Source organism: Streptomyces alkaliterrae, assembly GCF_007097205.2.
GTDB lineage: Bacteria > Actinomycetota > Actinomycetes > Streptomycetales > Streptomycetaceae > Streptomyces > Streptomyces alkaliterrae.
Genome location: NZ_VJYK02000164.1, coordinates 1 through 12517, shown reverse-complemented (window position 1 = coordinate 12517; position 12517 = coordinate 1). Strand labels below are relative to the sequence as shown.

The 12517-nt window shown below is 70.1% G+C and carries 9 protein-coding genes; 2 read left to right on the top strand and 7 right to left on the bottom strand.

Annotated elements, in window-relative coordinates; all coding sequences use genetic code 11:
• Together FNX44_RS16195 and polA are read right to left on the bottom strand one after the other, a co-directional pair.
• Window positions 1-832, bottom strand: an 832-nt coding sequence (locus tag FNX44_RS16195) for a lytic transglycosylase domain-containing protein (RefSeq protein WP_143648969.1), incomplete at its 3' end; no start/stop codon positions are given.
• A gap of 153 nt (window positions 833-985) precedes the next feature.
• On the bottom strand, window positions 986-3736 hold the full coding sequence (gene polA, locus FNX44_RS16190) for a DNA polymerase I (RefSeq protein WP_143648968.1): 2751 nt from the start codon (window positions 3734-3736) through the stop codon (window positions 986-988).
• A 118-nt stretch (window positions 3737-3854) separates the two neighbouring features.
• On the opposite strand from polA, the gene FNX44_RS16185 reads away from it, so the two are divergent.
• Both FNX44_RS16185 and FNX44_RS16180 read left to right on the top strand, forming a co-directional pair.
• Window positions 3855-6146, top strand: a complete 2292-nt coding sequence (locus tag FNX44_RS16185) for an FdhF/YdeP family oxidoreductase (RefSeq protein WP_143648967.1) — start codon at window positions 3855-3857, stop codon at window positions 6144-6146.
• Between the two features lie 109 nt (window positions 6147-6255).
• Entirely contained in the window at window positions 6256-6720 is a 465-nt protein-coding gene (locus tag FNX44_RS16180) for a PaaI family thioesterase (RefSeq protein WP_143648966.1), read from the top strand.
• Window positions 6721-6857: 137 nt separating this feature from the next.
• Here the strand turns inward: FNX44_RS16180 and FNX44_RS16175 are convergent, their stop codons facing one another.
• The 5 genes from FNX44_RS16175 to FNX44_RS16155 form a co-directional block, all read right to left on the bottom strand.
• The gene (locus FNX44_RS16175; protein ID WP_143648965.1) at window positions 6858-7628 is read right to left on the bottom strand and encodes an ABC transporter ATP-binding protein; all 771 of its coding nucleotides are present in this window, start codon (window positions 7626-7628) and stop codon (window positions 6858-6860) included.
• On the bottom strand, window positions 7625-8596 hold the full coding sequence (locus tag FNX44_RS16170) for an ABC transporter ATP-binding protein (RefSeq protein ID WP_143648964.1): 972 nt from the start codon (window positions 8594-8596) through the stop codon (window positions 7625-7627). The genes FNX44_RS16175 and FNX44_RS16170 overlap by 4 nt, the downstream gene beginning before the upstream one ends.
• Window positions 8593-9957, bottom strand: coding sequence for a branched-chain amino acid ABC transporter permease (locus FNX44_RS16165; RefSeq protein WP_143648963.1), 1365 nt, complete (start codon window positions 9955-9957; stop codon window positions 8593-8595). The genes FNX44_RS16170 and FNX44_RS16165 overlap by 4 nt, the downstream gene beginning before the upstream one ends.
• Entirely contained in the window at window positions 9954-10877 is a 924-nt protein-coding gene (locus FNX44_RS16160; RefSeq protein WP_143648962.1) for a branched-chain amino acid ABC transporter permease, read from the bottom strand. The genes FNX44_RS16165 and FNX44_RS16160 overlap by 4 nt, the downstream gene beginning before the upstream one ends.
• 169 nt (window positions 10878-11046) lie before the next feature.
• Window positions 11047-12201 carry a branched-chain amino acid ABC transporter substrate-binding protein gene (locus FNX44_RS16155; protein ID WP_143648961.1) on the bottom strand — a complete coding sequence of 385 codons (1155 nt, stop codon included), beginning with the start codon at window positions 12199-12201 and terminating at the stop codon, window positions 11047-11049.
• Between the last annotated feature and the right edge of the window lie 316 nt (window positions 12202-12517).

The window sequence follows — 12517 nt, the reverse complement described above, 5'->3', positions numbered from 1 at the left end:
GGGAGGGGTTGCCTGCGCCGGGCGAGTCCGGCAGGGTGCCCTGGCCGTCGGGCACCTCGTGGCTGCCCTTGCGGTAGAACTCCAGCCAGGACAGGACCGTGTTCAGGTACTGCCGCGACCGGTTGTAGCTGAGGATGGCCCGCTCCAGATCCGCCGGGCGGGAGAGGTCCCGGCCGGCGGCGCAGAGGTAGCGGCCGGCGGCGAGCGCCGCGTCGTAGATGTTGTTCGGGTCGCTCTTGCCGTCGCCGTTGCCGTCCGCGCCCCAGCCGGCCCAGGTCGAGGGGATGAACTGCATCGGGCCGACCGCGCGGTCGTAACGGGAATCGCCGTCGAAGGCGCCCTTGTCGGTGTCCTTGATCAGCGCGAAGCCGTTGCCGTCGAGTACCGGGCCGCGGATCGGACGCAGTGTGTTGCCGTCGGCGTCGACCGCGCCGCCGCTGGCGTGCCCGGACTCCACCTTGCCGATGGCGGCCAGCAGTTGCCAGGGCAGGTTGCAGCCGGGACGCTCCTTGGCGAGTGCCTTCTCGGCCTTCTTGTAGGCGTCCAGGACGGTCGCGGGGATGCCCGCCTCGGCGCGCCCCCGTGGGGTGTCCGCGTCCGGGTCGCGCGGCCCGTCGGGCACGTCCGGGGCGTCCAGCGGCGGGAGTTCGGTGTGGTAGGGCGAGTTGCCGGTGGCGGGGTGGTCGCCGTCGGGCGAGGGCTCGCTTCTGCCCTGGCCCGGGCCGGAGATCTCGACCCCCGGCGCCTGGGAGGCGGTCAACGCGACCATCGCCGCCGCCGCCACCGCGGTCGCCGTCATGCCCTTGCGCAGCCTGCGCACAACAGCCGCCATTCCGGCCGCCCCTCCCTGGTCAACCCGCGCGGCGCGGCATCCCCTGTCCGCCCCCGTCCGCGCGACGCTCCGGCTGAGACTACGCCACCCACCGGCCGCACGCACGACCCCTGGGAAACGGGCCTCCGGGTGTGCGTGCGGCCGTGCGAGCCGTCAGTGCGCGGCCGACTCCCAGTCGGCGCCGACGCCCACCGAGACGTCGAGCGGCGCGCTCAACCGGACGGCGCCGGCCATCTCCCGGCGCACCAGCTCCTCCACGGCCTGCCGCTCCCCCGGGGCGATCTCCAGCACGATCTCGTCGTGCACCTGGAGCAGCAGCCGGGAGGACAGGTCCTGTGCCGTCAGCGCCTCGTCGACGCGCAGCATCGCGAGCTTCACGATGTCGGCGGCGGTGCCCTGGATGGGTGCGTTGAGCGCCATCCGCTCGGCCATCTCGCGGCGTTGGCGGTTGTCGCTGTTGAGGTCGGGCAGGTAGCGGCGGCGGCCCAGCATCGTCTGGGTGTAGCCGACCGCGCGGGCCTCCTCCACCACGTGGTGGAGGTAGTCCCGCACGCCGCCGAACCGCTCGAAGAAGGTGTCCATCAGCTTGCGGGCCTCGTCGGTGCCGACGCCCAGCTGCTGGGAGAGGCCGAACGCGGAGAGGCCGTAGGCCAGTCCGTAGCTCATCGCCTTGATCTTGCGCCGCATCTCCGGGTCCACCTGGGCGGCGGGCACGCCGAAGACCTGGGAGGCGACCGTGGTGTGCAGGTCCTCGCCGGAGGTGAACGCCTCGATGAGCCCCTTGTCCTGGGAGAGGTGCGCCATCACCCGCAGCTCGATCTGGCTGTAGTCGGCCGTCATCAGGGCCTCGTAGCCCTCGCCGACCACGAACGCCCGGCGGATCGCGCGGCCCTCGTCCGTGCGCACGGGCACGTTCTGCAGGTTGGGGTCGGTGGAGGACAGCCGCCCGGTGGCCGCGACGGTCTGGCTGAACGTGGTGTGGATGCGGCCGTCCTCGGCGACCGTCTTGATCAGGCCCTCGACCGTCGTGCGCAGCTTGGCCTGCTCCCGGTAGCGCAGCATCAGCACCGGCAGGTCGTGCTCGGTCTGCGCGGCCAGCCAGGCGAGGGCGTCGGCGTCGGTGGTGTAGCCCGTCTTGGTCTTCTTCGTCTTGGGCAGGCCCAGTTCGCCGAACAGGACCTCCTGGAGCTGCTTGGGCGAGCCCAGGTTGAACTCGTGGCCCACCGAGGCGTGCGCCTGGCGGACGGCCTCCTGCACCGCGTCGGCGAACTGCTGCTCCAGCGACCGCAGCCACTCGACGTCGGCGGCGATACCGGACCGCTCCATGCGCGCCAGCAGCGCGGAGGTGGGCAGCTCCATGTCGTGCAGCAGCTCGGCGGCGCCGACCTCGGGCAGCCGCTCGTTGAAGGCGGCGCCGAGGTCGAGCACCGCGCGGGCCTGGCCCATGAGCGCGTCGGCCTGCGCCTCCTCCTCCGCGCCCAGCGCCAACTGGCCGTCGGCAGAGGCGGGCTGGGGAAGCTCTCGGCCCAGGAACTCGGTGGTGAGGGCGTCCAGCGCGAAGCTGCGGCGGCCCGGCTGGACGAGGTACGCGGCCAGGGCCGTGTCCATCGAGACGCCCGCGACACTCCAGCCGTGCTCGGCGAAGACCCGCAGCACCGCCTTGGCGTTGTGCAGCACCTTCGGGCGGCCGGCGTCGGCGCACCAGCGCGCGAACTCCTGCTCGTCCTGCTCACTCAGGCCCGTCGGCTCGAACCAGCAGGCCGGCCCGGCGGCCGAGGCCAGCGCGATTTCCTGGACCCGGCCGGCGCCCAGCTTCCAGTCGTCGACGCAGACCAGACCGAGCGGGGAGGCTCCGTGCTCGGCGAGCCAGACGGCCAGGCCGCCCGACTCCAGCACCCGGCCCTCGACCTCCACACCGGCGGCCGGCTCCGCGGCCTGCTCGGCCGCCGCGCCCGGGTCGGCGGCGAAGAGCCGGTCGCGGAAGTTGGCGTGCCGGAACTCCAGGGCGTCGAGGATGCCCCGCACGGCCTCCTGGTCGTAGGGCACCCGCTCCAGCTCGGCCGGACCGCAGGGCAGCTCCACGTCCCGCACCATCTCGGTGAGCCGGCGGTTGCGCTTGACCGACTCCAGGTGATCGCGGAGGTTCTGCCCGGCCTTGCCCTTGACCTCCTCGACCCGCTCGACCAGCTCGGCGAACGAGCCGAACTGGTTGATCCACTTGGTGGCCGTCTTCTCGCCGACGCCGGGGATGCCGGGCAGGTTGTCCGAGGGGTCGCCGCGCAGCGCCGCGAAGTCCGGGTACTGCTCGGGCGAGAGGCCGTACTTCTCGCGCACCTTCTCCGGGGTGAAGCGGGTCAGCTCCGAGACGCCCTTCGTCGGGTACAGCACCGTGACCCGGTCGGAGACGAGCTGGAAGGCGTCCCGGTCGCCGGTGACGATCAGCACCTCGAAGCCGTCGGCGGCGGCCTGGGTGGCCAGCGTGGCGATGACGTCGTCCGCCTCGAAGCCGTCGATCGCGAAGCGCTTGACGCGCATGGCGTCCAGCAGTTCGCCGATCAGCTCGACCTGGCCGCGGAACTCGTCGGGCGTCTTGCTGCGGTTGGCCTTGTACTCCTCGTACTCCTCCGAGCGCCACGTCTTGCGGGAGACGTCGAAGGCGACCGCGAAGTGCGTGGGCGCCTCGTCACGCAGGGTGTTGGACAGCATCGAGGTGAACCCGTAGACGGCGTTCGTCTGCTGCCCGGTAGTGGTGGAGAAGTTCTCCGCGGGGAGGGCGAAGAACGCCCGGTAGGCGAGCGAGTGCCCGTCCATGAGCAGCAGCCGCCGCCCGTCGGTCGAGCCCGAGGACGCCGAGGACGCCGAGGACGCCGAGGATTCCGTCTTCTTCGATGCTGTCTGTGCCACGTCCCAGATCCTCCCACGCGCCACTGACAACCGGCCCCGCCACACCCCGGCCGGGGGCGCGGGCGGGGTTGTCCACAGGCTCGGGCGCCGGTCGCGCGGCCGTGGCAGGATCGGGCTCATGAGCCGCAGACCACCCGCCGAGGATCCCGCCCAGGACAGCCCCCGCGTCGGCGCCCCGCCGCACGCGGCCGCCGGGCTGCCCGCCATCGGCCACGCGCTGGGCACGGCCCACCGGCAGATGGGCGTGCGCCGCACGGCGCTCACGCTGCTGCGGGTCAACCAGAAGGACGGCTTCGACTGCCCGGGCTGCGCCTGGCCGGAGGAGGACCGGCGGCATACCGCGGAGTTCTGCGAGAACGGTGCCAAGGCCGTCGCGGAGGAGGCCACCACGCGCCGCGTCACGCCCGGGTTCTTCGCCCGGCACCCGCTCTCCGACCTGGCCGAGCGGTCCGGCTACTGGCTCGGCCAGCAGGGCCGGCTCACCACGCCGATGTACCTCGCCGAGGGCGACACGCACTACCGCCCGATCGGCTGGGACGACGCCCTGGAGCTCGTCGCGGGAGAGCTGCGCGCCCTCGGCTCCCCCGACGAGGCCGTCTTCTACACCTCGGGCCGCACGAGCAACGAGGCCGCGTTCCTCTACCAACTCATGGCCCGCGAGTACGGCACGAACAACCTGCCGGACTGCAGCAACATGTGCCACGAGTCCTCCGGCTCGGCGCTCACCGAGACGCTGGGCGTCGGCAAGGGCAGCGTCCTGCTGGAGGACCTGCACCAGGCCGAGTTGATCATCGTGGCGGGGCAGAACCCGGGCACCAACCACCCCCGGATGCTCACCGCGTTGGAGAAGGCCAAGCGGGCGGGCGCCCGGATCATCACCGTCAACCCGCTGCCCGAGGCCGGCACCGAGCGCTTCAAGAACCCGCAGAACGCCCGCGGTCTGCTCGGCTCCGGCACTCCGCTGACCGACCTCTTCCTCCAGATCCGCATCGGCGGCGACCAGGCCCTGTTCCGGCTGCTGAACAAGCTGGTCGTGGAGACCGAGGGCGCCGTCGACGAGGAGTTCGTCGCCGCGCACACGCACGGCTACCGGGAGCTGGTGGACACCGTCCGCGAGACGGACTGGCAGAGCACGCTCGCGGCGACCGGCCTGTCCGAGGAGGACGTGCGGGCCGCCTTCGAGATGGTGCGCGCCTCCCGGCGGACGATCGTCTGCTGGGCGATGGGGCTGACCCAGCACAAGCACTCCGTCGCCACCATCCGGGAGGTCGTCAACCTCCTGCTGCTGCGGGGGGACATCGGGCGGCCGGGGTCCGGGGTCTGCCCGGTTCGGGGCCACAGCAACGTGCAGGGCGACCGTACGATGGGCATCTTCGAGCGGCCCGCCGCGTCCTTCCTCGACGCGCTCGCCGCCGAGTTCGGTTTCGAACCGCCGCGCCACCACGGCCTCGACACGGTCCGGGCCATCCGCGCCCTGCGGGACGGCGAGGCGAAGGTCTTCGTGGCGATGGGCGGCAACTTCGTCGCGGCCTCCCCCGACACGCAGGCCACCGAGGACGCGATGCGCCGCGCCCGACTGACGGTGCACGTCTCCACCAAACTGAACCGCTCGCACGTGGTCACCGGCGCCCGCGCCCTGATCCTGCCCACCCTCGGCCGCACCGAGCGGGACCGGCAGGCCGGCGGCGAGCAGTTCGTGACCGTCGAGGACTCGATGGGCATGGTGCACGCCTCACGCGGCCGACTCGCCCCGGCCGACCCGGGGTTGCTCTCGGAGCCGGCCATCATCGCCCGGCTCGCCCGACTGCTGCTGCCGGACAGCGCCACGCCCTGGCAGGAGTTCGAGCGGGACTACGACACGATCCGCGACCGCATCGCCCGTGTCGTCCCCGGCTTCGAGGACTTCAACGCCCGGATCAGGGAGCCCGGCGGCTTCACCCTGCCGCACGCGCCGCGCGACAGCCGCCGCTTCCCCACCGCGACGGGCAAGGCCAACTTCACGGCCGCCCCGGTGGAGTTCCCTCGGGTGCCCGAGGGCCGGCTGCTGCTCCAGACGCTGCGCTCGCACGACCAGTACAACACCACGATCTACGGCCTCGACGACCGCTACCGGGGCATCAGAGGAGGCCGCCGGGTGCTGCTCGTCCACCCGGACGACGCCCGCGCCCAGGGCGTGGCGGAGGGCGGTCTGGTCGACATCACCAGCGAGTGGCGGGACGGCAGCACCCGCACGGCCAGGGGCTTCCGCGTCGTCCACTACCCCACCGCGCGCGGCTGCGCCGCCGCCTACTACCCGGAGACCAACGTGCTGGTGCCGCTGGACTCCACCGCGGACACCAGCAACACCCCCACCAGCAAGTCACTTGTCGTCCGGCTCACCCCCACCGAGGAGACCTCCGGAGAGCGGTGATAGGACAGGCTCACCGGCGGGCCCCTGTACCGGGCCCACCGGTGAGCGGGAGTACCCGGCCGCGGGCCGCCCCCTCGACCACGCGAGCGCACACGAACGGAGACCGCCCATGGGCGAGACGACCCCCACCCGCTTCCCCCAAGAGGTCATCGACCAGTGGGCCGAGACCGGCATAGACCTCCCCTCCCTCTTCTCCGCCGGTCACCTCGGGGAGCGCATGGGTCTGCGGGTGGTGGAGGCCGCGCCGGAGCGGGTCGTCGGCACACTGCCCGTGGAGGGCAACACCCAGCCGTACGGCCTGCTGCACGGCGGCGCCTCGGCCGTGCTCGCCGAGACGCTCGGCTCGGTCGGCGCGATGCTGCACGGCGGGCCCGGCCGGATCGCGGTCGGTGTGGATCTCAACTGCACGCACCACCGGGGCCTGCGCTCGGGTGTGGTGACGGGAGTGGCGACGCCGGTGCACCGCGGCCGCAGTACGGCCACCTACGAGGTGGTCGTCACCGACGAGTCCGAGCGCCGGGTGTGCACGGCCCGGCTGACCTGTCTGCTGCGGGACGCCCCGAAGGGCGAGTGAGCCGCCGCCCCGGCCGGCGGGTAGTGGTCGGCGGCTCGCGGTCGGCGGACCGGCGGCCCGAGGCACGCGCGAGGGGCCGGTGCCCCTCCCGAAGGAGTGGACACCGGCCCCGGGGCGAAGAGGCGGCGGGGCCGCCGTTACGCGGCGCCCTCGCCCAGGTACGCGGCCCGGACCCGGGGGTCGGCCAGCAGCGCGGACGCCTCGTCCGCCATCGCGACCGAGCCCGTCTCCAACACATAGCCGCGGTCCGCGAGTTGCAGCGCCTGAGAGGCGTTCTGCTCGACCAGCAGCACGGTGGTGCCCTGCTTGTTGATCTCCTCCAGGATGTCGAAGATCTGCCGGACGATCAGCGGGGCGAGGCCCATCGACGGCTCGTCCAGCAGCAGCAGTTCCGGCTTGCCCATCAGCGCGCGGCCGATGGCGAGCATCTGCTGCTCGCCGCCGGAGAGCGTGCCGCCCAACTGGGTGCGTCGTTCACTCAGCCGGGGGAAGAGGGTGAACACGCGGTCCATGTCGTCCGGGTCGGGCGCCTTGAACCGGTACGCGCCCATCTCCAGGTTCTCCCGCACGGTCATCCGCGGGAAGACCCGTCGGCCCTCGGGCACATGGCCGATGCCGAAGCGCACCAGATCGTGCGACTTGATGCCGTCGATCCGCTCGCCGTGGAAGAGCACCTGGCCGTCGCGCGGCGAGAGCATGCCGGAGGCGGTGCGCAGTGTGGTCGACTTGCCGGCGCCGTTGGCGCCGAGGAGGGCGACCACCTCGCCCTCGTACACCTTGACGTTGATGCCCTTCAGCGCCTCGATGGCACCGTAGAACACCCGCAGGTCGCGCAGCTCGAGCATCGGGGTGTCGGTACGCTCCCCGGTCTGCTCCGTCTCCTTCGTCAGATCGGCGGCGCCGCTCATTCCCGCTCCTTTCCGGGCCCGTCCGAGCCGCCCGCGCTGTCGTCGGTGTCGTCGGTGTCGTCGGTGTCGGCGTCCGTCTCGGCGGCCTCGTGCGCGGCGATCGTCTCGGCGACCGCCGCCGTGTCCTCCTCGGCGACCGCGCCGAGGTAGGCCTCGATGACGGCCGGGTTCTGCTGGACCTCCGACGGGGTTCCCTCGGCGATCTTCTTGCCGAAGTTGAGCACCATCACCCGGTCGGCCACCGACATCACCAGCCGCATGTCGTGCTCGATCAGCAGCACGCTCACGCCCAGGTCGCGGTTGATCCGCCGGATCAGCTGCTCGAGTTCCAGCTTCTCGGTCGGGTTGGTGCCCGCCGCGGGCTCGTCCAGCAGCAGGACCTGCGGGTCGGTCGCCAGCGCCCGGGCGATCTCCAGCCGCCGCTGGTCGCCGTAGGAGAGCGAGCCGGCCAGCTCGTTCAGCTTGTCGACCAGGCCGACGAACGACAGCACCTCGTGGGCCTTGCGGTCGCTGTCGCGTTCCGCCTTCCGGGCGTTCGGCAGGCCGAGCATGATCGAGACGGGACCGGCCTTGAGCCGGGTCTCCGCCGCGATCTTCACGTTCTCCAGCGCGGTCAGCGCGCCGAACAGCCGGATGTTCTGGAAGGTGCGGGAGACCCCGAGCCGGCTCACCAGGTGCGGCTTGCGGCCCAGCAGTTCGTGTTCGCCGCCCTGGGAGGGGCGGTAGGTGATCCGGCCCTCCTGGGGGGTGTAGGCGCCGGTGAGCGAGTTGAACAGGGAGGTCTTGCCGGCGCCGTTGGGGCCGATGACCGCCAGCACCTCGCCGCGGTGCATCCGCAGTTCGACGTTGTTGAGGCTGGTCACGCCGCCGAAGCGCAGGGTCACGCCGGCCGCGTCGAGCACCAGGTCACCGTTGTCCGTCGCCGTGGTCCCCGCGGACCCGCCGTCGGTACGCACGTCCGTTGTCATGACTGCCTCCCTGACGCCGGACCTGTCGCGTCCGCGCCACCGGTACCCGCCTCGGCCATCTCCAGCTCCCGCTGGCGGCGCCGGGACGGAATCACACCCTGCGGCCGGTAGATCATCATGACCACCAGCAGCGCTCCCAGGTACATGTGTCGGTCCTTCGGGTCCACGAAGTCCCGCAGGAACTCCGGCAGCCAGACGAGGAACGCGGCGCCGAACAGCACACCCGGGATCGATCCCATTCCGCCGAAGATCACGTACGACAGGACCAGGATCGACAGCAGGATGACGAAGTTCTCCGAGTTGATGTAGCCCACCTTGCTCGCGTACGCGACGCCGGCGATGCCGGAGGTGGACGCGCCGATGGCAAAGGCCATCAGCTTGTAGCGGACGGTGTCCACGCCCGTGGAGGCCGCCGCGACCTCGTCCTCACGGATGGCCGTCCAGGCGCGGCCGACCTTGGAGTGCTCCAACCGTATGAAGAGGAAGACGACGATGGCGATGAACGCCAGCAGCAGCCAGTAGAACGGCATCTGGTCGATGACGTTCCACTCGTAGGTCCAGAAGCCGAGGTCGATGTGCCAGCGGTCGACCTTGACGCCGCTGGTGCCGCCGGTGACGTCGCCCAGGTTCTTGGCCGCGAGGTAGACGATCTCGTGGAAGCCGAGGGTGACGATGGCCAGGTAGTCGCCGCGTAGCCGTAGGGTCGGCGCGCCGAGCAGCACACCGGCGATGAGGCAGGTGATCACGGCGAGCGGGATCACTAGGAAGTTGTTCAGCACCACGGGCGGCTGCACCGGCAGGGCGCCCGTCCAGAACGCCGCGCTGTAGGCGCCGATGGCAAAGAACGCGATGAAGCCGAGGTCGAGCATGCCGGCCCAGCCGATGACGACGTTCAGGCCGACGGCGACCAGCAGGTAGATGGCGATCTGGTCGACGAGGACGGTCTGCCAGAACCGGGAGAGGCCCATCGGGCCCCACACCAGGATCGCGGCGAAGGCGGCGATGACTCCCCAGCGCACCCAGCGTTCGGTGGACCACAGCCGGCCGACCGCGCCGAGCGGTGTGACCAGGGTTCCCTTGACCTTGCGCGCCGAGGAGGTGAAGGGGGCGGAGGCGAACTCGCGGACCGCCCAGACGAGCAGCGCGAGGCCGAGCCACACCGCCACGCTGCCGTCGGAGAAGTTCTCCCGGACCGCGTAGAAGATGTCGTTGTGCGTGCCCTGGACACCGGTCACCATCGACATCAGCAGGCCGAGGGAGAGCAGGGCGCCGAGCCGCCGCCAGCGCGGCTGCTGGTACCAGCGCACCTCGCGCAACTGCTGCGCGACAGTCAGGTTCGTGGTCTTCGTTGCGTCGCTCATGCCGTCCTCCCCAGACGCTCACCGAGAAGACCGGTCGGGCGGAACATCAGCACCAGGACGAGGACCGCGAAGCCCGCCACGTACCGCCAGTCGTCGCCCCAGACGAAGACGGTCAGGGTCTCGACCATGCCGAGCACCATGCCGCCGAGCATCGCGCCGCGCACGTTGCCGATGCCGCCGAGGACCGCCGCCGCGAAGGCGGTGATGCCCGGCAGGAAGCCCATGGTGTAGACGACCTTGCTGTTCAGGCCGAAGAGGAAGCCGGCGGCGCCGCCGAGCAGGCCGCCGATGACGAAGGTGCGGGACACGACCTTGTCGATGTTGACGCCCATGAGGGAGGCGACCTCGGGGTCCTGCGCGACCGCGCGGATGCCGGAGCCGAGCTTGGTGCGGTTGACCACGTAGTCGAGGCCGACCATCATCGCCACCGCGGAGAAGACGATCAACAGCTGCGTCACGTTGAGCGACGCGCCGAATATCGTGACCACCGTCTTGTTCTCGTACATCGTCGGCATCGACATCGAGCTGCGGCCGAAGAGCTTGCCGGCGATGTTGTAGAGGAAGAACGACGCCCCGATCGCCGTGATCAGGAAGACCAGTCGGGGCGCGTTATGTCGCCGGAGTGGGCGATATGCGACCTTCTCCAACCCGAAGGCGACGGCACCGCCGAGCGCGGCACCGGCCAGCATTCCGACGGCCACGTAGATCACCGACTGGAATCCGGACGGATCTGCGACCGGTACCCATGCGGTGAGGACCAGAAGGCCGCCGAAACCACCGAACATGAACACTTCGCTGTGCGCGAAGTTCAGAAGCTGGAGAACACCGTAGACAAGCGTGTACCCGATGGCGATGACGGCGTACAAACAGCCGAGCACCACCCCTAGGACCATGTAGTCCCAGAGCTCGTTAAGGGACATCGAACTGACTTCCTTGTGGGAACAAGCAGCCGCGCCATGCGATCAGCACAACCAACGACCACGCAGCGGAAACAGGAAGGGCGGACAATATGACCGGATATGGAGACACAAGACCGGCGCGGCACCGCGCGGCACCGCGCCGGTCCTGTGGTGGGAACCGTTCCCTGACTCAGCTCTTCGACAGGTCGTCGATGTTGCCCTCGTACTCGATCTTCCCGTCCTTGACCTGGTACAGGTAGATCGTCTGGTTCTGGAACTCGCCGTTCTTGTCGAAGGTGAATTCCTTGGTGAGACCCTGGTACTTGACCGTCTTCAGGGCCTTCAGCAGACCCTCACGGCTGACGTCGTCGCCGAGCTTGTCGATCTCGGAGATGATCATCTTGGCGACGTCGTACGACTCGGCGGAGTAGGTGCCCGGAGCCCGCTTGAACTCCTTCTCGTAGTCGGCCGCGAACTTCTTCGTGGCCTCCTCCTGCGTCGGGTCGGTGCAGGGGCAGGTCAGCTTCCAGCCGTTGGCGGCGGAGCCGGCCAGCTTGACGAAGCTGGGGTCGTTGGACCCGTCACCGGAGATCTTCACGCCCTTGAAGCCGGCCTCGTCCAGCTTCTTGGCGAAGGGGCCCGCGTCCTCGTAGTAACCCGCGTAGATCATTCCGTCGGCCTTGGTGTTCGCCACCTTGCGGGCCGCGGCGCTGTAGTCCGGCGTCTTCTGCGGGGCGGACTGGCGAATCGCCTTGATTCCGGCGTCGTTGAGCGCCTTCTCCGCGACGTCGGCGAGACCGACACCGTAGTCCGTCTTGTCGTCGACGACGACAACGGTCTTGGCGTCCGTGGCCTCCTTGAAGTACTTGGCCATTCCCGCGCCCTGGGCCGAGTCGTTCGGCACCGCGCGGAAGAAGGTGTCGTATCCCTTGGTTGTCAGGTCCGGACGGGTGGCGGAAGAGGAAACCGCCGGGACCTTCGCGTCCTTGTAGAACTCGGCGGCCGTGTCGGCGGCGCCGGAGAAGGCCGGGCCGATGACCGCGATGACTTCCTGGTCAAGCGCCTTCTGGGCGGCGGCGGTCGCCTTGTCGGGCTGACCCATGTCGTCGACCGGAACATATTCGATCTTGAAATCATAGTCGCCGGAAGCATTGGCCTCGTCGATGGCGAGTTTGATCCCGTTCTCCATGTTCTCGCCCAGCTGGACGTTCTCACCGGAGAGCGGGCCCTGGAACGCAATCTTGTACGTCCCATCGCCGCTGTCGCTGCCACTCCCACAACCGGTCAGCGCCAAAGCACCGATGGCAACGGGCACAGCCAGCTTCACGATGGTCTTGTTGAGCACAGTGGAACCCCCTGGATCCGGCCCAGAACGCGACGAGCACCGCAGAGATTCGGCGCCGCGAGCCGTACACGCGTACGGCTGAAGCGGAATCTATTGCCTAAACCACCACCCACCTAGGGAACCAGCACAGATGTGATCGCCCTGTGACCTGTGCCATGCGTCGAAATCTGGACGGTCCTTACCGGTCATCGAACGAACCGGAAGATCGTTTGCCCTTTCCGCACACCACCCCAGAACCACCCCAAACACCCCAAGCCGGCGAGGCGTTCACCCACCGCCGATCCACCACGACCCGACCCCGCCCACGCCGGACACC

Coding starts and splice junctions, on each gene's coding strand:
- FNX44_RS16185 (WP_143648967.1), top strand. CDS start 3,855: ATGAGCCGCAGACCACCCGCCGAGGATCCCGCCCAGGACAGCCCCCGC.
- FNX44_RS16180 (WP_143648966.1), top strand. CDS start 6,256: ATGGGCGAGACGACCCCCACCCGCTTCCCCCAAGAGGTCATCGACCAG.
- FNX44_RS16175 (WP_143648965.1), bottom strand. CDS start 7,628: ATGAGCGGCGCCGCCGATCTGACGAAGGAGACGGAGCAGACCGGGGAG.
- FNX44_RS16170 (WP_143648964.1), bottom strand. CDS start 8,596: ATGACAACGGACGTGCGTACCGACGGCGGGTCCGCGGGGACCACGGCG.
- FNX44_RS16165 (WP_143648963.1), bottom strand. CDS start 9,957: ATGAGCGACGCAACGAAGACCACGAACCTGACTGTCGCGCAGCAGTTG.
- FNX44_RS16160 (WP_143648962.1), bottom strand. CDS start 10,877: ATGTCCCTTAACGAGCTCTGGGACTACATGGTCCTAGGGGTGGTGCTC.